Here is a 23,163-nt window from a genome sequence, read left to right as displayed (position 1 = left end):
GCAATAGAAGAAAGAACAGTCCATGCCCCGTCACGTCTCTCTCAACAATGTCGATCACGCCAATCTGAAAGTGCGTACGGAATATTCAGCCGAGCTGGGCGACGCCGTCATGTCGAGCCCGGTTTTCCCGCATGAGTTCCGCAATGTTCAGGCACATTACCCGATTGTGTTTTCGAAAGAGAGTTCGGGCCGGTTCCGCCCGCTGGCGCTGTTCGGTCTTGAGCAGGACAGTAATCTGTTCCTCCACGGCGATGAATGGGACGCGAATTACGTGCCCATGGCCATGCGCATGCCGCCCTTCCTGATCGGCTTTGCCTTTCCCGGCGGCGGCGAGAGCCAGATGGAAGTCCATATCGATGTCGAGCATCCGCGCGTCAGTGAAACCGAGGGGCAGCCGCTCTTCCTGCCCCAGGGCGGACAGACCGATTTCCTCAAGCAGATCGCGGGTATGCTGACGGAAATCCATCATGCCGAATCCAATGTCCAGAGCTTCTGTGCCCTGCTCGATGAGATGGATCTGATCGAACCGTTCAGCCTGGACGTGACACTTGACGATGGCACGAAGGGACGCCTTGCCGGCCTGTATACCATTGCGGAAGAAAAGCTGTATACGCTGGATACGGAAAGGCTTGGACGCTTGCAGGACCATAATTTCCTGCTGCCAGTCTATATGGCGGTCGCCTCGATATCGCAATTCCGTAGTCTGATCGACCGGCGCAATCGCAGGGGAACCCGGTAATGCCTGCAAATTCGCACAGGATGACGGATGCGCTACCCGATCCGGCACCGGTCAGGGAACTCGCCCTGACGCGTGCGGGTGACCTGCCGGAGGCGGTGATGGAGTCGCCGGAGCCGGTCATACTCAGGGGCTGGGTCTCGGACTGGCCGGTGGTCAAGGCCGCGCGAGCCAACGACAAGGCTCTGCACGACTATCTCAGCCGCTTCGACCGGGGCGCTGTCGTGCCCGTGTCTGTCGGGCCGCCGGCACTGCAGGGCCGGGTGTTCTACACGGACGATTTTTCCAGCTCCAATGCGGATCGCGGCACGGCTGCCATCGGCGAGGTGCTGCGACGCATCGCCGATACCGGTACGCAGGACGCGCCGCCGCTGATCTATCTCGCCTCGGCGACGATCGATGACTGCCTGCCGGGTTTTCGCGAGGAGAACGATGTCGGGTTCGGCGCGCATGATCCGCTGGCGAGTATCTGGATCGGCACGCGCACACGCATTGCCGCGCATAATGACCTGCCGCGCAATCTCGCCTGCGTGGCGGCAGGGCGCCGGCGCTTCACGCTGTTCCCGCCGGACCAGTTGCCGAACCTCTATATCGGGCCGATCGAGAATACGCCGGCGAGCCGGCCGATCAGCCTGGTAGATTTCGCCGACCCAGACCTAGACCGCTTCCCGCGCTTTGCCGAGGCAATGCAACATGCGCAGGTGGCTGAGATGGAAGCGGGCGACGCGCTCTTCATTCCGTCAATGTGGTGGCACCATGTCGAAGCGCTGGAAGCGTTCAACGTTCTGGTCAATTATTGGTGGCGTACCGTGCCGGACTATCTGGGTACGCCGCAGGACGTGCTGAACCATGCCATGCTGACGATCCGCGACATGCCGCCGGAAGAGAAGAGGATCTGGAAACAGTATTTCGACCATTATGTGTTCGAGAATGACGAGACGACGGCAGCGCATATCCCGGCGCATGCCCGCGGCATGCTCGATCCGATAACGGACCAGTCGGCCCGCCGGCTGCGCGCCCTCCTTCTCAACAGGCTGAACCGGTAGCGCCATGGATCGGGACCGGGCGAAGACACGCGTGATCATTGCCGGCGGCGGCACCGCCGGGTGGATGACGGCGGCGGCCATCGGCAAGACACTGGAAAAGGTCGTCGACGTTACCCTGGTCGAATCCGATGCCATCGGCACGGTCGGCGTAGGCGAGGCGACAATCCCGTCGCTTCTGACTTTCAACCGGCTGCTCGGGATCGACGAGGCCGGTTTCCTGAAAAGCGTCAATGCCACGTTCAAGCTGGGGATCGCGTTCGAGAACTGGCGCGAGCAGGGGCATCGCTACATCCATTCTTTCGGCGTCACGGGCAAGGATCACTGGACGGCCGGGTTCCAGCATTTCTGGGCCCGGGGGCATGACATGGGGATCGCCAAGCCGTTCGGCGATTATTGCCTCGAGCTGGTCGCGGCCGAGCAAGGGAAGTTCGCGCATCTGCCGAAATTCGGGCTCAACTATGCCTATCATATCGATTCGTCCGCCTACGCGGCTTTTCTGAGGCAGATGGCAGAGCGCCATGGCGTCACGCGCCGTGAAGGGCGGATCGATAGCGTCACGCGGGCCGGGAATGGCGATCTTGAAAGCATTACCCTTGATGACGGCACGCGGCTGGAGGGCGATCTGTTCATCGACTGCACAGGCTTCCGGGCGCTGCTGATCGGTGACACGCTCGGCACAGGGTATGACGACTGGACCCACTGGCTGCCCTGCGACCGGGCGATCGCGGTGCAGACATCGTCAGTGGACGAGCCTCTGCCTTACACCCGTTCCATCGCCCATGGCGCTGGCTGGCGCTGGAAAATCCCGCTGCAGCATCGCACCGGCAATGGCATCGTTTTCTGCAGCCGGTATATGGGCGAGGATGAAGCGCTTGCCCATCTGCTCGCCAGTGTCGACGGTGAGGTACTGACCGAGCCAAGGACGATCCCGTTCCGCACGGGCACAAGACGCCAGCACTGGACACGCAATTGCGTGTCGATCGGCCTGTCGAGCGGGTTCATCGAGCCGCTGGAATCGACCAGCATCCACCTGATCCAGAAGGCCGTGATGCGCCTGCTTTACCTGTTCCCCCATGGCGGGATCCGCGGCGCCGATGTCGCCGAATTCAACAGGCAGATGATGGACGAGATCATCCATATCCGCGATTTCATCATCCTGCATTATCACCTGACGGATCGGCAGGACACGGCGTTCTGGAGGCATTGCCGGTCGATGGACGTGCCGGACAATTTGCGTCACCGCATGGATTTGTTCGCCCGGACCGGCCGCGTGTTCAGGGCGGCCGATGAATTGTTCGCCGAGAATTCCTGGACGCAGGTGATGCTTGGTCAGGGGTTGAGCCCCGAAACCTGGCACCCTATCGCCGACATGATGGAGCCGCAGGAGATCGCGCGGTTCCTCGATCACATCGATCAAAATGTTCAGCATACGGTTGCCGGCATGCCAGGGCACCGGGCCTATCTCGACAGCTATTGCAAGGTGTCATGATTTCCGGCTGCCAAAAGAAAAGGGCCGCCGAAGCGGCCCTGATCCCCCGTATTGGGTAGTGCAGACGACTAGTTCGTCTGTTTGCGGATGCGGCTGATTTCGCGCTCTACATCATTGTAGATTTTCGGCTTGTTGCCATTGCCGATCGAGGAGATCTGTACGCCGAAATTGCCCTGGATGTCATTGTCCTCGACGAGACCATTGGACTGATAAATTTTCAGCCCGTCGCCGTCATTGGCCCAGATCTGGTTGAGGCGGATCAGCACCTGCTTGGCTTCCTCACCAAGGGTGACGCCATCGCCGGCATTGTTGAGGATCTTGTTGCCGACCATGGTCGCGCCGCCCTCGCCATTATAGGTGATGCCCTTGCCGTTGGCGTTGATCATGTTGCCGGTGACCAGCATGCTCGAGACGCCCTGCATGTGCAGGCCGATGCCGGTATTGCCGGTAATCACATTGTCCACCAGCAGGGTACGGTCCCACAGCGGGTGCTTCTGGTTGATCAGCACACCCTGTTCGCCGCCGCGGATCTCGTTACGCTCCAGGAAGGCGGTACCGCCGGTGATTTCGACCATCGTGCCGAAATGGACATTGCCGCCGTCGATCGTCGTCTCCTTCATGGTGAAGACGCCGGACTTGATGGCAACGCAAGGGCTTGCCGAGCCGAAGCCGGCGCGGACGGCCTTGCTGGCGGCTGAGCCTGGTGTTGCGAAGACCGCGTCGGAGAAGTCGAACTGCATGTTGGAGACCAGCGCGTGGTCGTTGGAGCCTTCCGGCGCATAGGTCAGGCACGGCCTCGACGAATCCGTCGGCATGACACGGACCTGGCCGCCGGGGCCGCGGTCGCCCTGCAGGCTGACGGATTTGGTCAGATTGATATTCTCGCGATAAACGCCGGGCAGGACGACAACGACGCCGCCCGGGGCGACGTCATCAATCGCATCCTGGATCGAGGTATAGCTGTCGTCGCCATGGGCGCGGGAATCGACCACGAGATAGGAGGGCAGCTTTTCCTCATCCTTCTTGGAGGCGGACTTTTCCTTTTGCGCCTCGATACGCAGCTGGTCCTGCCGGGTAACGGTAGGAAAGCCACCGAACTGGGCGCTGGCCGTGCCGGTCAGCGCGACAGCCGCAACAGCAAGGCCGGCAGCAAGACGGCTGGCGGATTTCATGACGTCCCCTTTGATCATCGTCTCTCTCATATCAATTCTCCTGGCTGCCACGGATGTTGGTCGCCGGGACGGCGTCGTAGCGCAGCTTGATCAGCTCTTCTTGTGCCTGCTGGTGTCCGAGGGCGTAGGCCTGACCAAAGTGGAAAGTCGCCTCGGACACATTCGGCTCCACCGGGTCCTCGCCATAGATGCCATCGCGGAAGGCAACACCCAGCGCGTAATGGGACAGCGAATAACCGTAATTGGCGGATTTCTTCAGCCAGTAGACAGCCTTTTCGCCATTTTTGGCGACGCCGATGCCGCGGGTATACATGATGCCGTAGACATATTGCGACTGCGGGTGCTCGCGGTCGGCGGCCAGCTGAACCAGCTGGACCTTCTGCTCGGGCGAGAGCGTGCCCGTCATCTTGTTGCGCTTTTCTTCCTCGGTCATGTCGCGGTCCTTCTCGTACAGCGAGTACTGGAAGTTGCGCACAGAGGTTCGGGTTTCCGGTCCCATCTTGCCGTCTATCGCGCCGCGATAGAAGCCGAGAGCGGCCAGCGAGCTTTGCAGAAGGTCTTCGTTGTTGGAGAATTCCTCCTCGATATTGCCGATCGCGTCGGCCAGCTGAATGGAGCGCAGACGGGCCAGTTCCATTTCCAGAGCTTCCTGGCGGGGTGTCCTGTTCTTCAGCGCTTCCGGCAGCGGCGGCTCCCAGTTCGCGGCGAGTTCCTGTGCCGTGTCGACATCGCGTGCGTTCATCAGCGTAATGAGATATTTCGCTGCTTCGCTGGCCGGGGCATTGGAATTGCGGTTACGGCCCTTGGCGAGCTCGAAATATTTCAGCGCCTCGATATTGTCTTTCGGCAGCCCGGAGCCGGTCTGGAACATCATGCCGAGACGATAGAGGTCGAATTCCGATTCGGCGGACAGGATTTCCACGACCCGCAGCTGCGATTGATAGACATCATTGTCGGTCATCCGCTTTTTCAGGATCGGGATCTGTTCCTGGGCCACAAACTTGGCGTTGACATCGCGGAATGTCGGCGACTGGTTATAGCTGTCGAAATCGTGATTGGCGGCGAGGACATACCAGGCAAGCGCCTCGATATCATCTTGCGGAATGACGCCGGTCTCCGACGGATTGGTCAGCATACCGGTATATTCCGGCCCTGCCTCGAGGCTCTTGCCGGCATAGACATCGCCGAGCGCCTGTTTGGACTTTACGTCCCCGGCGACGGCATATCTGACCCAGAGGTCGACGGCGTTCTCGAATTTCTGCGATGCATAGGCATTGAGCGCGTCATCATAGTCGGCAAACGCCGCCCCTGCGGGCACAAGACCGGCGGCAATGCCGATCGCTGCAGCCGCAATGCCGCGCTTCAGTGTTGAAAGTCTCTCAGAGTATTTTGTTTTCATCTTGAAAACGTCCCCTCGCTATACCCGGCACCAGCAGCGACCTGTCGTCGCGTCCATACCCCCGTGGCCCCCCCGATGAGGCAGCTCGCACGAGTCTCATCGGTACAAAGTTAACACCTTTTTTCTGCAAAAGGCACTAGCCCTCGTGAAAAAGTTAATGTGGACCGCGTTTGTGGCAAACCGGCATCGCCCGACAGGGCAGTCACGCGGCTGGCGTAATCAGAAAAATGACCGTTTTTCCTTCAAAATCAATCTCTTCGACCATATGACCCGCGTCCGCGCAAAAATGCGGGATATCGATCCGGGCAATCGGGTCGTCGGCGATGACCTTGAGATCGCAGCCCTTTTGCAGCCGCCTCAGCGCCGATTCGGCGCGGATGACCGGCATCGGACAGCGCAAGCCGCGCACGTCGAGCACTTCGACGGGTCTTGAAGCGGATTCAGGGGTCTTGCTCATGACCGGTCAGCCGTGGCGGGCAGGGGCGCGCTCTTCGAGATCCGGTGGCGGAGGCGCGGCCTCGCCCTGTGGCAGGAGCGCGGCGCGGATCGCCTGCCATTCGGCGCTTTCGCTGACCGCGGTACCGCCATTGCCGATGCTGTCATAAGGCTGTTCCGGCATCGTCATCCGATCGGCTGAAGTGTCCCGTTGCTCGTCATCAGGCTCCGACGGGGCACTGTCTTGCGGTTCCGGTTTCACGATTGCGGCACCCGCCAGCCGGTGCCACTGGCCCAGCGGGTCGGCAAAGTCGCGCGGCACGATAGCGGACAGGTCATAATGCAGGCGGCCACGATCGAACCGGGCCTTGCGGCTGATGATGGCGGGCGTCGCCGGGACAGCGCCGGCGTCGTGTTGGCCGCTATCGGCACCGCTGTCGCTTGCCGCAGGATCCGAACCGAGCACCTGCGCCAGTCTGTCGGCGGCGTTGCCGTCGTCTGGTATGGTGATTTCGCTCAGGCCGTTGTCGAGAAGCAGACCGATACGCTCCTCATCATCGAGCAGGGCGCCATTGCGCCAGAACACCCCGCCATGGCCTTCCACGGGCCAGGTCGAGGCAAAGCGCTGGGCGCGCACGGTGATGCCGTCGCCAAGATAGGCGAGACGCAGGCCGATATGGGTATTGCCGCCTGTCAGCCGCCGGGGCAGCCGCCACAGGCCGATCTTTTCACCGATGCGCAGTTCCGCTTCGCCGATCAGGCGTGCCTGGAACGGCGGCACCTTGCGGCAGACGGCGGCAAGGGCGTTCTCGGCCTTTTCGGCGGAACGGAACAGCCAGGTGCCGTCCAGAAGAAGGGTGCCCGGGGCAGGCAGGATCATTTCCCAGGCACAGGCCTCGCCGTAAACGCTTTCAGCCGGCCGGGCGGAGAAGGTGCCGCTCGCGGCAGCGTCGGCGGGCGTTGCAAACAGCGTACTGATGCCCCGGGGCACACAGCTGTCGGTTTTTTCCGCAGCGTCGAGGGCATCGCGCAGATCCTGCCAGCTGGCGCCACGGCCAAAGGTGATCAGCCCAGGCGTCTCGCCGCTGAGCTGTACGGATGTCATGCGATGGAAACTGACCGGCAGTGTCTTTTCAGCGTCGGCCGTGGTCTGGTCCGACGCTTGCCGGTTCCGGCCCAGGGCGACCGTCAGGCCGCAATTGGCAGCGATATCGACCAGCCGGGACACGGCATGGGCATCGCCGGGGCACAGTACCGCCGGACAACCGGGGGCAATGCCTTCATGCTCGCGGATCAGGCGGATGGCGAGCGGTTCGGCGGCGCAGCGATATCTGAGGTCGGGCGCAAAGCTCAACTCGTCGACGGCGATAGACCGGTCGAGCTTTTCCAGCCGGGCGACGAGGTCCGGGTCCTCCGCTGCGGTTGTGTAGATCGGCGCAGGGCCGGTTGCTAGCAAGGCCGGGAGGCCAAGCCTGTCAGCCAGCCAGTCGTGCAGACGACGGCTATCACTGCGAGCCCGCGTCCTGCGTGGCGGCTGATCCTGTGCATGCGTTTCCATACCGTCCCATACACGCGCTGTGTCGGCTTGCGATGTCAACTCTTTGGCGCGCCGCCCGCCTTGGCGGGGCGGCTATGAAGTGAGTATAAAAGAAAAAGCGCCCCTCCGTCAGGGAGGGGCGCCGATTTGGTGAAAACTAGCCGAATTCTAGAAATCGGCTTTCAGCGTTACCCCATAGGTCCGCTGCGCACCGAGGAAGGCGTTCCAGCTGTCGGTCTGCAGCGGGGCGTCGAAACCGACCTGGGTGTAGTATTCGTCGAACAGGTTCTTGCCCCACAGCTCGACGCTGAACGGGCTGTCCATCGGAGAGAGCACGACGCGGCCGTTCACGATGCCGAAGCCTTCCTGATACTTGGCAGCATCGAGGTCGGAGCCGGTATTGTAGTCACTGACATAGCGGCCTTCGACGTGGAAGATCGCATTCATCGTTTCGGCCAGGACGGTTTCGTAGGTGACACCGAGATTGCCGTAGAATTCCGGCGACAGCGTCATCTGCTCACCGGCCAGCACCGCCTGGTCGATATCCTCGCCGTACTCTGCCTTGATATAGGCACCGCCGCCGGTGATGCTCAGGCCTTCGATGCCCGGATCCCAGAGGAAATCAAGCTCGACACCGGTGGCGGTGGCTTCCGCGACATTCTCGACCACGAAGCGTGTGCCAAGGAAGGAGTTGAGCTGGAAGTCCTCGATATCCTGGTGGAAGGCGGCGACATTGGCGACCAGCGTGCCTTCTGCAAGGACGCTTTTCAGGCCCGCTTCATAGGCGTTGATGGTCTCCGGCCGGAACGACGTGTCGTCATTCGTGCCGTCGAGGACGAGCGGGTCGCGGTCGAGGTTGAAGCCGCCTGCCTTGAACGAGTTGGCGTAGGAGGCATAACCGGTGACATTGCTGGAGAAGTCATGGCTGAACTTCACCGTGCCGGAGATCTCTTCGTCGCTGCGCTCGAAATCAAACGGATCGTCATCATAGCGGTCGTCGGTCCAGTTCAGGCAGTAGAGCGGCTGGATTCCCGGGAAGAGGGGAGCGAGGTCAGGCGCTGCTGCCGCAAAAGCCTGTGAGCCCGTCGCGCCGCCAAGGGCAGCCTGGGGCTGGGTGAAGAACTCGCAGCCATTGGTCGAGATGGTGTCGAATGTCGACGTCAGCGCCTTGTCTTCCTGCGTATAGCGCAGGCCGAAAGTCAGGCGGTTGGTGTCGTTCAGATGCCAGGTATTGTTCGTGAACAGGGCAAAGCTCTCGGCGGTCTGGTTATAGACATCGCCGTTCATGCCGGCGCCCGTCGGGTAGAGCGGTGACGGGTAAAGGCCGGACAGGCCGCCTGCCGCGATCAGATCATCCAGGAAAGTCGCTGTCGGACCGGTCGAGTTGGTCAGGATGCCGGGGATCTGGGTCCCGTCGCCGAGGACACTAGCGGACACAAGCAGGTTCAGATACGGACCGTAGGCCGGCCCAGTGCGCAGGGCGTCGCGGCGTTCCAGATCTTCATCGGAATAGAAGCCACCGACCATCCAGTCGAGATTGTCGGTCGATCCGGCAAGGCGGAGCTCCTGGGTGAAGACTTCGAAGGTGGCGCCGTTATCGTCCTGGTTGCGGTAGGCGATATCGACGGTGGTGAAGTCGACATCCTGCGCGACGTCGGAGTCCCATTCGCGCCAGGCGGTGATGGAGGTGACGGTGCCGAAGCCGAGATCCCAGTCGATTTCAGCCGACAGACCCTGATCGGTAATGTCCTGGGCGGTGGAGCGGTTGGAAAAGGCAAGGCGCTCTTCCGGATCGGCCGGGTTCATGACAGCTGGTTGTCCGCCATTGAGGGCCTGAAGGAAGGCTGCGGTGGGGCCGGTTTCGACCTGAACGCCGGTACAGCAGTCTTCCGTGCGTTCGGTCCAGTCACCGATCAGGCGGATCGAGAGCTCGTCGCTCGGTTCGAACAGGAGTTGGCCGCGCAAACTGCTGTAATCGGATGTATAGCTTTCTTCCAGCGTGCGCGGACCATTGCCGGTTTCCACATCCATCAGGCCGTCGCGTTCCTGAATGACGCCGAACAGGCGGAAGGCGGCGGTCTGGGCTTCGTTGCCGCCCGTGACATAGCCCTGGTAGCGCTGCAGGCCGAGATTGCCGAGGGTGACTTCGGCGCCGGCGCCGAACTCATATTCCGGTGCCGTGCTGATGACGTTGATAACGCCGGCAGACGTGTTCTTGCCGAAAACCGTCCCCTGCGGACCGCGCAGCACCTCGACCCGTTCGATCTCGCCAAGATCGCCGAAGGCAATGGAGTTGCGCGAGCGGTAGACGCCGTCGATCACGACGCCGACCGAGCTCTCGAGCCCGGGATTGTCACCGACGGTGCCGATGCCGCGGATACGGGCGGTAGTGGAGGCTTCCGACGCGGTCGAGGTGACCATGAGACCCGGCGTGATCGCGATGAGGTCCTTGATGTCGGAAACGCCGGAGCGGTCGATCTGCTCCGCGCTCAGGGCAGTGACGGAAATGGGAACATCCTGGATGCTCTCTTCGCGTTTTTGCGCTGTGATGGTGATGATATCGACCTGTGCGGCGGCGGGCAGAGCCGGTGCGGCTATGGCAACGGCGATGACAGCAGCGGACGGGCCTTTCAGCCGGTGAAACTTCTTCATGCAATCCTCCCTATGGATCTTGTTTTCGCGATTTCCCGCTTCAGCGGCTTATTAGCCTGCTGACCCATAAAATAGGGCCGGTGTACGGCCCCAGGCAATGAACGGGTGCAGTTCCCGTGCAGTTAACGCGCTCAATAAACAATAAAAAATGTATAGCTGCCAAAGTTGTGGCAGTCTTGCAACTGTGCTCGCTCAAATATTAGAATGGCTGATAAAATACCGGCTTACGGCTTGGGGTCGTGTTTCAGCATGCCCTTGAGTTCATCCATCGAGAACGGAAAGACGATGGTGTTGGTGCGGTCCGATGCGATCTCCTGCAGCGTGTTGAGATAGCGCAACTGCATCGCATTGCCCTGGCTGGACAGAACCGCGCCGGCTTCGGCCAGCTTGGCAGCAGCCTGGAATTCGCCCTCGGCCGAGATCACCCGGGCCCGACGTTCCCGTTCCGCCTCGGCCTGCTTGGCGATGGCGCGGATCATGGACTGATCGACATCGACATGCTTGATTTCGACATTGGCGACCTTGATGCCCCAGGCTTCGGTCTGGGCGTCGAGGATTTCCTGGATGTCATGGTTGAGCTTGTCGCGCTCCTGCAGCATCTCATCGAGTTCGTGCTTACCGAGGACGGAGCGCAGGGTGGTCTGGGCAAGCTGGCTGGTGGCGGCCATGTAGTTTTCGACCTGGACGACCGCTTTGACTGAATCGATGACGCGATAATAGATGACGGCATTGACCTTTACCGAGACGTTGTCGCGCGAGATCACATCCTGCGACGGCACATCATGGACTAGCGTACGCATGTCGACCTTGCGCATCGTCTGGATGAACGGGATCAGCAGGATAAGGCCCGGGCCGCTCGCCTTCTTGCCGACTCGGCCAAGGGTGAAGATAACGCCGCGTTCATATTCCTTCAGAACCTTGACGATCGAGGTAATCAGAAAGAGCAAGACGCCGAGAACGGGGATTAGGATGCTAAGTCCTGTCATGATATTTCCTGCCTTCTATGGTTAGCCATTTGGGTTAGCTGTTCTGGCTGCCGAGCCCCGGCATAAAGCGGGACAGGGAAGCGGAATTGTTCTGGACCGGTTTGACGTCGAGGACGAGACCGTCGATTTCGACCACCTTGATCCTGTCGCCAGCCTTCAGCGGCGCCTTGGAACGGGCTTTCCAGGTTTCGCCGTCGACCAGGACAAGCCCGGTGCCCTTTTCATTGTTCCACTCGACAACACTGCCCTCCAGCTTGCGGATGTTTTCCGCGCCGGTCAGCGGCCGATGGCTGCGCGAGCGGACGATGGCGATGAGGACCATGGCGAGGAACGCGCCGGTGAACGCGAGGATGGTGATGATAACCACCGGCGATATGCGGAACTGGTCCGGGAACAGGAAATAGAGTCCAGAGCCGAACAGGGCGAGGCCGGCAAGCCCCGATATCCCAAATGTGGGGGTATACGCCTCCAGAACGATCAATATCACCCCGACAGCCATAAATCCGAAGAACAGCGCATTATGCGGCAGGATCGAAAAGGAATAGAAGGCCAGCATAAGGCAGAGGAGGCCGAGCGCGCCGGGGAAGATCGAGCCCGGATTCCAGATTTCCGCGGTGATGCCCAGCGTCCCGAGGGACAAGAGGATCGCGGCGACATTCGGGTCGGCGAAAAAGCCGAGAATTTTTTCCCAGAATTGCGGCTCGACCCGGGTCAGCTGGATGTCGGCGGTGCTGATTGTAACCTCGCCGGTAGCCGTCTCGACCACCATGCCATCGATCTGGGCCAGCAGATCGTCGAGATCGTCGGCGACCAGGTCGATCACGCCGAGGTCCAGCGCCTCGTTGGCGGTAACGCTGGCGGCGTCGCGCACAGCGCTTTCGGCCCAGTCGGCATTCCGTCCGCGTTTCTCCGCAAGGGAGCGGATATAGGCAACGGAATCATTGATCACCTTGGCACGCATGGCGTCGTCATTGGCGAGGGCGGGGGTCTCCGACGCAGGAGCCTGGTCGCCTGAAGGGGCTGCCTCTTCATCGGCCGGGACGTCCTCACCGGCCTCGTCATCTGCCGGGGCGCTGTCGCCGGTATCGTCCTCTTCCGGGGCGGTATCGACAGGGGGCTCGAACGGCTCGCCGCCGCCGCCGCCGCCGAGTTCGACCGGCGTTGCGGCGCCGGTATTGGTTGCCGGTGCCATGGCAGAGACATGGGCTGAATACATTATATAAAGGCCGGCACTGGCAGACCGCGAGCCCTGCGGCGAGACATAAGTCACTACCGGGACATCCGACCCCAGAATCGACTTGACGATATCCATCATCGAGGTGACGAGCCCGCCCGGCGTGTCGATCTCGATGATGACGAGATCAGTGCCATTCGTGCCGGCAAGGGCGATTTCGCGGGACAGGTATTCGGCCGATGTCGGCGTGACCGGACCTTTCAGGTCGAGGATGATGCCCGTGTTGTCAGGCTGCGCGGTAAGGGACGGGACGGCGTTCGCCAGAAGCGAGGCGAGGCCGATTGCGACCATGCCCAGACATGCATACTGCCAGATTTTGCGAACCATCACTTCCCGCCCCAAGAAAACTCTCCAGTCTCAAGATAAGTCTTTTGAGGCCCTGTTCAATAACTTTCGGACGGTTTCGGCTGATCCGCCGCATCGATCACTTGCAGTTGAGCGGCGCAGGCCGAGGCGTTGCCGAGAAGCCACAGTGTTCGTTCTCATGGAATATAGAGGTGTTTTAAATAGTGACAGAACTGTCATGAAGCGGTAACTTTTGTGCGGAGCAACATTCTCAGTCGCAATATCGCAATTAATGTCACCATTTTGCGGCAAGAACACCAATATGAGGGCCAGAATGAAAGAAAATTTCAAAAAGTCGATCCTTACATCTTCCGCCATCGCGCTTTTGGCGAGTATGGCCGTTCCGGCGGCGGTCGCGCAGGATGAAGAAGGTGCGGAATCCAGCAGCAGCGACGTCATCACCATTACCGGCTCGCGGATTCCCCAGGATCCCAACCTTGCGTCTTCCGTCCCGGTCCAGTCGGTCGATGATGAAGACATCAGGCTGTCTGGCGAACTGAACCTTGCCGATGTCGTCAACGACATCCCGGCGCTGATCTCCTCGCTGACCGCAGAGAATTCCGCGACCGGGGCCAACCAGTTGAACCTCCGTGGCCTTGGCGCCAACAGAACGCTGACCCTGGTCAACGGCCGTCGGCATGTTGCCGGCTTCCGCGGGTCGCAATCGGTCGATATCGGCTCCATTCCGCGCGCACTCGTCGAGCGCGTCGAGGTGACCACGGGCGGTGCCTCTGCCGTTTACGGCTCCGACGCTGTGACCGGCGTCGTCAACTTCATCCTGAAAGACGATTTCGAAGGCCTTGAGATCAATGCCCGCGGCGGCATTTCCAGCCGCACGGATGCTGAGAACTTTTCCCTCGATGCGATCTACGGCAAGAACTTCGCCGATGGCCGCGGCAACGTCGTCCTTACACTGGGTATCGAGGAAGACACCGCGCTGACCTATGGCGACCGCCCCTGGTCCAAGGATAACGGGATCGCCACGACAGAACCCAACGCAAACCCTGATCCTGATGGTCCGTCACGCGCGGTTATCGAGGATCCGCGCTTCTGGCTGACGTCGCAGGAGGGCTCCATCGCACCGACATTCGGCGGTCGCGGCGTGACCTATGTCGACATCAACAATAACGGCGTCGCCGACTGTCAGGAATCGGCAGGCGGACGCGCCAGCTTTCTTGCCGGCTGCTGGCTGACCAATCCCGATGGATCGGTGCGCGTGAACCAGGACGGTATCGTTCTCAATGGCCTGTGGGGCATTGGGGGTGATGGCGGCCGGTTGAACTTCAACCGGGACACCCTGCTTCCTGAAACGGACAAAATTGCTGTCAACCTGAACTCCAAGTTCGAAGTGACGCCAACGCTGACGGCTTTCTTTGAAGGTAAATATGTCATAGCAGAATCGACGACCTTCGGCGAGCAGGACACATTCTACGACACACTGTTCATCCTGCCGGACAACCCGTTCATTCCGGAACAGCTGCTGCCCGTGGTCGATGTCACCGGCGGTCTGCTGCTGACACAGGACCCGCTGGACTTCAGTGACGACAATCCGACTGTCAATGAGCGCGAGACCTATCGTTTCGTCGGCGGCGTCGAATGGGAGCCGGTTCCGGGACACATTATCGAGGTCTCCGCCAATCATGGCGTGTTCAAGAACACGCAGGACACGACCGGTCTGTATCTCGACCGCATCTTCGCGTCGATTGACGCCACGACGGATGCAAGCGGCAATGCTGTCTGCCGGTCCGATCTCGACCCGGGTGCGTTCTACGAGATCGACTACTTTACTGCACTTGCCGGCTATGCTGATGGTGGTTTCGCGTCGAACCGTTATTATTCCTTCACCCCGGGCGACGGGCAGTGCCAGCCGCTCAACCCGTTTGGCACCTATTCGGCAAGCAAGGCAGCACAGGACTTTGTCACGGCTGACCTGCAGAACGTCCTCGAAGTCAAGCAGACGGTATTTTCCGCCATTGCGGCCGGTCAGTTCGACCGCTTCCAGTTCCTGCTTGATGGCCCGATCGGTTACGCCGCGGGTGTCGAGTATCGCGAGGAATCCAGCGACAACAAACTCGATCCGCTGACGCTTGGCATCCTCCCGGAAGGCACGTCACTAACGGCGGGGGAATTTGTCGGCGATATCGATCCGTGGCTGAATTCTTTCACGAGCATCGATAATGACCGCCAGTTCAATACCTCCGGCGAGTATGATGTTGCTGAGGTCTTCGGCGAAATCAGGCTGCCGATTCTTCGGGACAAGCCGTTCGCTCACGAGTTGACCCTCGACGCCGCAACGCGGTTTGCCGACTATTCCACGCTCGGCGAAGCGACGACCTGGAAAGTCGGGGCAACCTGGGCACCGATAGAGGATCTAACGTTCCGGGCCACTGTTTCCGAGGCCGTACGTGCACCGAATATCAGTGAACTGTTCGATCCGCCCCTGCCGATCACGATTTCAGCAACGGCAGACCCGTGCGACCCCGGCAGCGTGGACGGCGGTACAGCCGCCCGTCCCGGGAACTGTATTGCCGCCCTGCAGGCAGCTGGTGTTCCGAATTCCGAAATCCAGGATGGCAGCGGCGACTACATCTGGGTGAACCCGCTGACCGGCCGTTTTTCGGGTACTTCCGGCGGCAACCCGGATCTTGACGCGGAAACTTCCGAATCCCTGACGGTTGGCGCGATTTACACGCCGAGCTTCATCGAGGGCCTGTCACTGACTGTCGATTACTGGCAGATCGAAATTGTCGAGGCGATCGGCGCAGTCAGCGCGCAAGATATCCTGAATGGATGTCTTGACTCGGTGGATTATCCGAATGTGCCGTTCTGCGACCTGTTCTCCCGCAGAGGCGACGGCGGTCTGGATGACCTGTCGAGCGGCCAAATCAACTTCGCATCGCAGGAAGCCGAAGGTGTCGACGTGACGGCAAGCTACTCCTTCGATGTCGGGCCGAACACGTTCGGCGCGCGTCTGGTTGGCTCTCATCAGGAGAAACTGGATAACTTCTTTAATCCGAGCAACCTGAGCGAGACCAATTCGGATGTTGGTGAAGTCCAGCTCCCGGAACTGTCCGGCAACCTGACCCTTAGCTGGGACAATGGTCCGTTCGGTGCCAGCTTCCAGACAACCTATCAGGACAAGCAGACTGTCGATTTCATCGAGGCTGACTCTGTCCTGGCTGACGGAACCGTCGAACAAACCGGCCTCGAGCGCCATCTTGAGCTTTACGGCGATGGTGCCTATTTCGATGAAACATATATCTTCGATGCAAACTTCGATTACGAGTTCAACGAGAAGCTGTCGCTCTATGGCGGCATCAATAACATCACCGATGTCGAGCCTTTCGCAACGCAGACGGCATGGCCGGTTGGCCCGCGCGGCAGGTTCTACTTCCTGGGCATCACCTACAGACAATAGGCTTCTCGACGAGAGAAAAGCGGGAATGCGGGGGCGAAAGCTCCCGCATTTTCCATTATAGGGGTACCTATGAGTGATTCCGCCCCGCATTTGCCTTTCGCGCGACAGGCCGCCGAACTGATGGCGGCAGGCGACAGCGTCCGTGCCATCGCCGCGCTGAAGCAGGCGATCAGGAGCAATCCCCGCTATTACAGGGGCTGGCTCGATCTTGCCCGTCTGCTCTACCGCGAGAAACAATATGCCCCGGCGCTGCAGGTCAGTCAGGCTGCGGAGCAGTTCGATCCGCTCGGCACCGAATTCCTGACTATTCAGCGTGCGATGCAGTCCGGTGATCTAACGCCGGCGGAGCGTACGGCCAACGCCATGCTGAAAGCGGAACCGGGCCATCCGAGGGCCATCTTCACGCTTGCCCAGCTGGCCCAGGGCAGGGGCGATCACGAAAAGCGGGTCGAGATCCTCAAGGACGGCCTCGACCATTGCCCAGCCAATCTGTTGCTGCGCCAGATGCTGATCGGGGCGCTCGAAGATGCCGGCTCATTCAGGCAGGCGATCGCTGCGGCCCGGCATTTGGTCGAGATCGAAGAGAGCTTTGCATCTCTCCACAGTCTCATGGGCGTCCTGTTCCGCTACGGACTGAACGAGGAAGCGCTGGCCGCCTGCGACCGCGCCGAGCGACACTGTTCCGGCGATAGCTCACGCCAGAGCGAAGTTGACCTGATGCGCGGACAGGTTTTCAGGATCATGGGTGAGCGGGAGCGAAGCGAACAGGCTTTCCGCGCGAGCATCGCCAGCAAACCGCACAGCGCGGCTGGATGGCTCGGCCTTGCCGACATGAAGAATTACAGGTTCTCTGACGCCGACAGGGATGCGCTGCGGGCGCTGATGTCTGCCACCCATCTCGATCGCGAGACCAGGTCCATGGCGGCATTTGCCATGGCACGGGCGGAGGATATCGATGGCGATCCGCGGGCCGGCTTTGCCCTGTACGAGCAGGCAAACGCGCTGCACGCGACCGGGAGTTTTTCGCCAGAGCGTTTCTCGCGCTCGGTCGAAGACATGATCGCGCATCTTGACGCCGATGCCCTCGCGTCGCGGGCGGTGGGCCTGCCGTTCGAATCGAGACCGGTCTTCATCATCGGCATGCCGCGGTCAGGCTCGACCCTTGTCGAGCAGATCCTGACGTCTCATTCACAGGTCGAGGGAACGATCGAGCACCTCGTTCTGCCTGCCGTCAAACGGGCAGTCCACGCGACCTGCCTGCGAGCCCATGGCGGCGCCTATCTGGACCGGCTGGGGCAGGTTACCGCTGCCGATCTCGCCAGGCACGGGCAGGGCTATCTCGATGAGACGACCTTGTTCCGCCGTGAGCGCTGCCGCTTCTTCACCGACAAGCTGCCCTATAATTTCGAGCATGTCGGCCTGATCCACAAGATCTTGCCAGAGGCAGTGATCATTGATGTGCGCCGCAATCCGATGGATTGCGGGCTCAGCCTCTATCGGCAGCATTTCGCGGCGGGCGCAGAATACAGTTACGACCTTGGCCATACCGGCGCCTATTACAATGGCTATCTCAAACTGATGGACCACTGGGATGCCGTCCTGCCGGGCAGGGTGTTCCGGGTCCAGTATGAGGCGCTGGTCCGCGAGCCGGAAGCCGTCATCCGGGCCATGCTCGACCATGTCGGCCTCGAGTTCGAGCCAGCATGTCTCGACTTCCATGAAAACAGCCGCGCCGTGCGCACCGCCAGCAGTGAACAGGTCCGCAGACCCATGTATACGGACAGTATCGGTCTGTGGCGACAGGTGGAGGAGCAATTGCAGCCGCTGCGGGACAGTCTTGGTGAGCAGACGCTGGCCCGTTTCGCTGATCTGCTATCGTGACATCGACCGCATTGTGGCTGGCACGATATTTGTCTATGTCCAGACACCATCCCTAACCGTGCAAAGTGATATCCATGCCCAAGAAGACCGAGCCGAAGCCGCCGACATCGACCCGCAAACCCTATCCCTATCTGGCCCTTGGCGAGACGTTCTTCGATGTCGTGAAACCGGCGCTGTTTCCGGAAACGATCCTGCGGTACCGCAATGACCGGGCCGCCGCCTCTGTCGGGCTCGACGGTCTGAGCGATGAGGACTGGATCTATCATTTCGCCGGTTTCATGCCGCTGCCGGACAACCTGCCGCAGCCACTGGCGATGCGCTATCACGGCCACCAGTTCCGCAGCTACAACGCTGATATCGGCGACGGTCGCGGCTTCCTGTTCGCGCAGCTGGAATCGAAGGACGGGCGACTGCTCGATCTCGGCACCAAGGGCTCCGGCACGACGCCCTATTCGCGGTTCGGCGACGGGCGCCTGACCTTGAAAGGCGGCGTGCGTGAGGTGCTGGCCACGGAGATGCTGGAAGCGCTGGGTGTCTACACCTCCAAGAGCTTTTCCCTGATCGAGACCGGCGAGAAGCTGGAGCGTACGGACGAGCCGAGTCCGACGCGGTCAGCGGTGCTTGTCCGCTTGAGCCACACCCATATCCGTTTCGGTACTTTCCAGTATCTGGCCTATTGGCACAAGGACGAAGAAATCAAGCGACTGATCGATTACTGCATCGAGCACTTCATGGAGCACCAGGTCTATGAGCAGGGCGAAGCGCGCACGATCGGCTTCTACAACGACGTCATCACCCGGTCTGCCAGCATGGTCGCCGGCTGGATGGCGGCGGGATTTGTCCATGGCGTTCTGAATACGGACAATATGAACGTCTCTGGCGAGAGTTTCGATTATGGGCCCTGGCGTTTTCTGCCTGAGGCGGATCCGGCCTTTACCGCCGCCTATTTCGACGAGCGCGGGCTTTATTGTTATGGCCGCCAGCCAGAGGCCGTCGGCTGGAACCTGGCGCAGCTCGGCGGTACGCTGACGAGCCAGGCGAGCCAGAAATCGCTGAACGCGGCCATCGCCAGGTTCCCGCTCATGTATGAACGCATGATGGCGTTCCAGTTCTCGCGCCGTTTCGGTGTCGAGGGCCTGACCGGCGATTTCGTCGGCTCCTTGCTGAAATGGATGGAGGCGACGAGAATCCCGTTCGAGCGGGTCTTCTTCGACTGGTTCTGCGGCGCGGCCAGCGAGGCGCGGGCTGATCGCTCGCCTCATGCCGATCTCTACAAGGCGGAGGAGTTCAAGCCGATCCGTGACAGGCTGATGGCGGCGAAGCCGGTCCGGCCGGAGCGGCTTGAGAATGCCTGGTTCGACGGCGAGCCCTGCACCATGCTGATCGACGAGGTCGAGGCGATCTGGGAGAAGATCGACGAAGACGACGACTGGTCGGCCTTCGAGCAGAAGCTGGAAGACATCGCCGTCATGCGCAAGGCCTACGCGCTCTACGGGCCTAACACCGCCTGATAGCACGGTCTGATCACAGGGCTGGCATTCGCCGCGAGGGCAGTCTATAGCCGCCGCAAAAACATGCCGCGCGGCGGAGGAGGCAGCTGTTGTTCGACCGGGCAGTGATCATCGACAAGGCGTTCATCGACAGGGTCGGGGCAGGGGACCTGCCCGGGCCATTGAGCGATACAACGCTTGCCGATTCTGGCCTTGACGCGACCGCGCTGGCCGGCCTGTTCGAGACGCAGGTGATGAGCCGCCATCTCGACCTGATGGCGCGCCGGTCCAAGGGCAGGACCTTCTATTCCATCGGCTCGTCCGGCCATGAGGGCATGGCGACGCTGGGGCGCCTGTCGCGGCTGTCCGACATGGCCTTCCTGCACTACCGCGACGGCGCCTTTCTGCTCGAGCGGAAGAAGTCCGTATCGGGATCGACCTATCTCTATGACATGTGCCTGTCTTTTGCCGCCAGTGCCGAGGACCCGGTCTCCGGCGGGCGCCACAAGGTGCTGGGCGGGCATGAGGTGTTCGTGCCGCCGCAGACCTCGACCATCGCCTCGCATCTGCCCAAGGCTGTCGGCGCTGCGCATTCTATCGCGCTGTCGCGCAAGCTGACCGATGTCGAGGCGGTGCTGCCGCGCGATGCAGTGATCCTGTGTTCCTTTGGTGATGCTTCGGCCAATCACTCGACGGCGCAGGGCGCGTTCAATACGGCCGCCTGGACCGCCTACCAGAACCTGCCAATGCCGATCGTCTTCATCTGCGAGGACAATGATATCGGCATTTCCGTGCGCACGCCCAAAGGCTGGATCGCGTCGACATTCTCCCATCGTCCGGGGCTGACCTATATGGCCTGCGACGGGCGCGACATTCTCGATGCCTGTCGCGGAACGGCGGCGGCGGTGGATTATGCGCGGCGCACGCGGCGGCCTGTCTTCCTGCACATGAAGACCGTGCGCCTGATGGGCCATGCCGGGGCTGATATCGAAGCGGCCTATACGGATGTTTCGCATATCGAGGCTTGCGAGGCACAGGACCCGCTGCTGCACACGGCCCGCCACCTGATCCGCGAGCGCGTCATGAGCGCGGAGGATATCTGCCGGCTGTATCACGAGACCGGTGAACGCGTTATGCGCGTTGCCGAAGACGCCTGTGCCCGGCCGAGGCTGACCAGCGCGGCGGCGGTGATGGCGCCGTTGGTCCCGCCGGTCTCGGCCGGCAAGGCGCCGGCCCTGCCGGGCGAGGCGGCGCGGTCTGAAGTGAAAGAGCTGCGCCAGAAGGACAAGCCGCTCCCTCTGGCCCGCCACATCAATCTCGCCCTCGCTGATATCATGCTGCAGTATAAGAATATCGTCGTCTTCGGCGAGGATGTCGGGCGCAAGGGCGGTGTCTATTCCGTCACCACCGGCCTGCAGGCGGCCTTCGGCCCGGCGCGGGTAATCGACACGCTGCTCGACGAACAATCGATCCTCGGGCTCGCTATCGGCATGGCGCATAATGGCTTCCTGCCGATCCCGGAAATCCAGTTTCTCGCCTATATCCACAATGCCGCCGACCAGATCAGGGGCGAGGCGTCGACCCTGTCCTTCTTCTCCAACGGTCAGTACACGAACCCGATGGTCGTGCGCATTGCCGGGCTGGCCTATCAGAAGGGCTTTGGCGGGCATTTCCATAACGACAATTCCTTTGCCGCCCTGCGCGACATTCCCGGCATCATCATCGCCTGTCCGTCCAACGGCACCGATGGCGCGCGCATGCTGCGTGAATGCGTGCGGCTGGCGGAGGAAGAGCGGCGCGTCGTCATCTTCCTCGAACCCATCGCGCTCTACATGACAGCTGATCTTCACGAGGACGGCGACGGCAAATGGGCCTCACGCTATCGCGCCCCGGCGGAGGATCATCGCGTCACGCTGGGCGAGGCCGGGCACCATGGCGACGGGCGGGATTTGTGCATCCTGTCCTATGGCAATGGCTATTACCTGTCACGCAAGGCGGCGAAAGTGCTGGGCGAAAGTCATGGCATCCGCTCGCGCGTCGTCGATTTGCGCTGGCTGCATCCGCTGCCGCGCGAGGCGATGCTGAAGCACGCCCGCCAGTGCCAGACCGTGCTGGTCGTCGACGAGACACGGCGCACCGGGTCCGTCAGTGAACAGATCATGACGCTGCTGGCGGAGGCCGGCGTGACAGCTAGGACCGCCCGCTATTGTGCCGACGACAGCTTCATCCCGCTCGGGCCCGCCGCTTATGAGGTGCTGCCCTCGGTTGATGGTATTATCGATGCGGCGGTGAAACTGTGTGGAGGCGGCAAATGACCAGGAAGAAAGCGGTCATCGTCTGCCCCGGGCGCGGCACCTATAATGCGGCGGAGCTCGGCTATCTCACCCGCCACCATGGCGACAAGGCGGATTTCATCGCCATGCTCGATGCGTTGCGCGAGGCCGAGGGCCAGACGCCGGTCAGTGCGCTCGATGGCGCCGAGCGGTTCTCGCTCGCCCGCCACACCTCCAGCCAGAACGCCTCGCTCTTGATCTTCGCCTGCGCGATTGCCGATTTCATGGCCATCGACCGCGAGCAATACGAGCCCGTCGCCGTCACCGGCAATTCCATGGGCTGGTATCTGGCGCTGACCGCCGGGGGGACGCTGTCGCACGAAGAGGGCGCGCGCCTGGTCAACACAATGGGCACGCTGATGCAGGCCGAGGGGCGCGGCGGGCAAATGGTCTATCCGGTCGTCGACGATGACTGGCAGCCGGACGCCGCAAAGCAGGCGCTGATCGACCGGCTGATCGCCGAAAACGATAATGTTCACCAGTCGATCAGGCTCGGCGGGATCAGCGTGCTTGCCGCGGACGAGGCCGGGCTGAAGCTGCTGGAGCGGGAATTGCCGGCCTCCGACCGCTATCCTATGCGGCTCGCCAACCACGCGGCCTTCCATTCGCCGCTGCTCTCCCATGTGCCGCCGCTGGCGCAAGAGAAGCTGGGCGCGGAGATGTTCGCCAGGCCCGCCATGCCGCTGATCGACGGCAAGGCCAACCAGTGGTCGCCCTGGTCGACGGACACGGACGCCCTGCACGGCTATACGCTGGGGGCGCAGATCGACACGCCCTATGATTTCTCGAAGGCGATCGAGGTTGCGGCCAAGGAGTATGCGCCGGACGTGTTCATCCTGCTCGGGCCGGGCACGACCATGGGCGCGCCGGTGGCACAGGAACTGATCCGCCATCGCTGGCGCGGGCTGACGGGCAAGGGCGCGTTCAAGACCCGGCAGGGCAGTGATCCGCTGGTCCTGTCCATGGGGATGGAAGACCAGCGCAAACTGGTGGTGCAATAGCTGTTGCAA

Annotated in this window: 15 protein-coding genes; 8 read left to right on the top strand and 7 right to left on the bottom strand. The window is 61.4% G+C overall.

The window, feature by feature from the left end:
• Window positions 1-22 precede the first annotated feature (22 nt).
• From IEV88_RS07860 to IEV88_RS07850, 3 genes are read left to right on the top strand one after another with little or no spacing between them, the layout of a single operon-like run.
• Complete coding sequence (locus tag IEV88_RS07860; RefSeq protein ID WP_188158971.1) at window positions 23-739, top strand: SapC family protein; 717 nt, start codon at window positions 23-25, stop codon at window positions 737-739.
• Entirely contained in the window at window positions 739-1,782 is a 1,044-nt protein-coding gene (locus tag IEV88_RS07855) for a cupin-like domain-containing protein (RefSeq protein ID WP_206711243.1), read from the top strand. The genes IEV88_RS07860 and IEV88_RS07855 overlap by 1 nt, the downstream gene beginning before the upstream one ends.
• 4 nt (window positions 1,783-1,786) lie before the next feature.
• On the top strand, window positions 1,787-3,271 hold the full coding sequence (locus IEV88_RS07850) for a tryptophan halogenase family protein (RefSeq protein ID WP_188158972.1): 1,485 nt from the start codon (window positions 1,787-1,789) through the stop codon (window positions 3,269-3,271).
• 68 nt (window positions 3,272-3,339) lie between these two features.
• Here the strand turns inward: IEV88_RS07850 and IEV88_RS07845 are convergent, their stop codons facing one another.
• From IEV88_RS07845 to IEV88_RS07815, 7 genes are all read right to left on the bottom strand, one after another.
• The gene (locus tag IEV88_RS07845; protein WP_188158973.1) at window positions 3,340-4,473 is read right to left on the bottom strand and encodes a right-handed parallel beta-helix repeat-containing protein; all 1,134 of its coding nucleotides are present in this window, start codon (window positions 4,471-4,473) and stop codon (window positions 3,340-3,342) included.
• 1 nt (window position 4,474) lies between these two features.
• On the bottom strand, window positions 4,475-5,842 hold the full coding sequence (locus tag IEV88_RS07840) for a peptidoglycan-binding protein (protein ID WP_188158974.1): 1,368 nt from the start codon (window positions 5,840-5,842) through the stop codon (window positions 4,475-4,477).
• A gap of 202 nt (window positions 5,843-6,044) precedes the next feature.
• Entirely contained in the window at window positions 6,045-6,299 is a 255-nt protein-coding gene (locus tag IEV88_RS07835) for a sulfurtransferase TusA family protein (protein ID WP_188158975.1), read from the bottom strand.
• 6 nt (window positions 6,300-6,305) lie between these two features.
• A complete protein-coding gene (locus IEV88_RS07830) occupies window positions 6,306-7,835 on the bottom strand; it encodes a hypothetical protein (RefSeq protein WP_188158976.1) in 1,530 nt (509 codons plus the stop codon).
• 147 nt (window positions 7,836-7,982) lie between these two features.
• On the bottom strand, window positions 7,983-10,466 hold the full coding sequence (locus IEV88_RS07825; RefSeq protein WP_188158977.1) for a TonB-dependent receptor: 2,484 nt from the start codon (window positions 10,464-10,466) through the stop codon (window positions 7,983-7,985).
• Between the two features lie 224 nt (window positions 10,467-10,690).
• Window positions 10,691-11,452, bottom strand: a complete 762-nt coding sequence (locus IEV88_RS07820; RefSeq protein WP_188158978.1) for a slipin family protein — start codon at window positions 11,450-11,452, stop codon at window positions 10,691-10,693.
• A gap of 34 nt (window positions 11,453-11,486) precedes the next feature.
• Entirely contained in the window at window positions 11,487-13,013 is a 1,527-nt protein-coding gene (locus IEV88_RS07815; protein ID WP_188158979.1) for an NfeD family protein, read from the bottom strand.
• A gap of 292 nt (window positions 13,014-13,305) precedes the next feature.
• On the opposite strand from IEV88_RS07815, the gene IEV88_RS07810 reads away from it, so the two are divergent.
• The 5 genes from IEV88_RS07810 (at window position 13,306) to IEV88_RS07790 (ending at window position 23,154) form a co-directional block, all read left to right on the top strand.
• Window positions 13,306-16,449: a TonB-dependent receptor domain-containing protein gene (locus IEV88_RS07810; RefSeq protein WP_206711244.1), complete on the top strand. Its 3,144-nt coding sequence runs from the start codon at window positions 13,306-13,308 to the stop codon at window positions 16,447-16,449.
• A 69-nt stretch (window positions 16,450-16,518) separates the two neighbouring features.
• The gene (locus IEV88_RS07805; RefSeq protein WP_188158981.1) at window positions 16,519-18,330 is read left to right on the top strand and encodes a tetratricopeptide repeat-containing sulfotransferase family protein; all 1,812 of its coding nucleotides are present in this window, start codon (window positions 16,519-16,521) and stop codon (window positions 18,328-18,330) included.
• 74 nt (window positions 18,331-18,404) lie between these two features.
• The gene (locus tag IEV88_RS07800) at window positions 18,405-19,841 is read left to right on the top strand and encodes a protein adenylyltransferase SelO (protein WP_188158982.1); all 1,437 of its coding nucleotides are present in this window, start codon (window positions 18,405-18,407) and stop codon (window positions 19,839-19,841) included.
• Between the two features lie 89 nt (window positions 19,842-19,930).
• Complete coding sequence (locus tag IEV88_RS07795) at window positions 19,931-22,135, top strand: thiamine pyrophosphate-dependent enzyme (protein WP_188158983.1); 2,205 nt, start codon at window positions 19,931-19,933, stop codon at window positions 22,133-22,135.
• Entirely contained in the window at window positions 22,132-23,154 is a 1,023-nt protein-coding gene (locus IEV88_RS07790; protein WP_188158984.1) for an ACP S-malonyltransferase, read from the top strand. The genes IEV88_RS07795 and IEV88_RS07790 overlap by 4 nt, the downstream gene beginning before the upstream one ends.
• The last annotated feature ends 9 nt before the right edge of the window (window positions 23,155-23,163 follow it).

Origin of the sequence: Aquisalinus flavus (genome assembly GCF_014640095.1) — a bacterium.
Lineage (GTDB): Bacteria > Pseudomonadota > Alphaproteobacteria > Caulobacterales > Parvularculaceae > Aquisalinus > Aquisalinus flavus.
Note: the sequence above shows the minus strand (reverse complement) of the source record. Positions and strands in the feature narration are given on the sequence as shown.

Coding starts and splice junctions, on each gene's coding strand:
- IEV88_RS07860 (WP_188158971.1), top strand. CDS start 23: ATGCCCCGTCACGTCTCTCTCAACAATGTCGATCACGCCAATCTGAAA.
- IEV88_RS07855 (WP_206711243.1), top strand. CDS start 739: ATGCCTGCAAATTCGCACAGGATGACGGATGCGCTACCCGATCCGGCA.
- IEV88_RS07850 (WP_188158972.1), top strand. CDS start 1,787: ATGGATCGGGACCGGGCGAAGACACGCGTGATCATTGCCGGCGGCGGC.
- IEV88_RS07845 (WP_188158973.1), bottom strand. CDS start 4,473: ATGAGAGAGACGATGATCAAAGGGGACGTCATGAAATCCGCCAGCCGT.
- IEV88_RS07840 (WP_188158974.1), bottom strand. CDS start 5,842: ATGAAAACAAAATACTCTGAGAGACTTTCAACACTGAAGCGCGGCATT.
- IEV88_RS07835 (WP_188158975.1), bottom strand. CDS start 6,299: ATGAGCAAGACCCCTGAATCCGCTTCAAGACCCGTCGAAGTGCTCGAC.
- IEV88_RS07830 (WP_188158976.1), bottom strand. CDS start 7,835: ATGGAAACGCATGCACAGGATCAGCCGCCACGCAGGACGCGGGCTCGC.
- IEV88_RS07825 (WP_188158977.1), bottom strand. CDS start 10,466: ATGAAGAAGTTTCACCGGCTGAAAGGCCCGTCCGCTGCTGTCATCGCC.
- IEV88_RS07820 (WP_188158978.1), bottom strand. CDS start 11,452: ATGACAGGACTTAGCATCCTAATCCCCGTTCTCGGCGTCTTGCTCTTT.
- IEV88_RS07815 (WP_188158979.1), bottom strand. CDS start 13,013: ATGGTTCGCAAAATCTGGCAGTATGCATGTCTGGGCATGGTCGCAATC.
- IEV88_RS07810 (WP_206711244.1), top strand. CDS start 13,306: ATGAAAGAAAATTTCAAAAAGTCGATCCTTACATCTTCCGCCATCGCG.
- IEV88_RS07805 (WP_188158981.1), top strand. CDS start 16,519: ATGAGTGATTCCGCCCCGCATTTGCCTTTCGCGCGACAGGCCGCCGAA.
- IEV88_RS07800 (WP_188158982.1), top strand. CDS start 18,405: ATGCCCAAGAAGACCGAGCCGAAGCCGCCGACATCGACCCGCAAACCC.
- IEV88_RS07790 (WP_188158984.1), top strand. CDS start 22,132: ATGACCAGGAAGAAAGCGGTCATCGTCTGCCCCGGGCGCGGCACCTAT.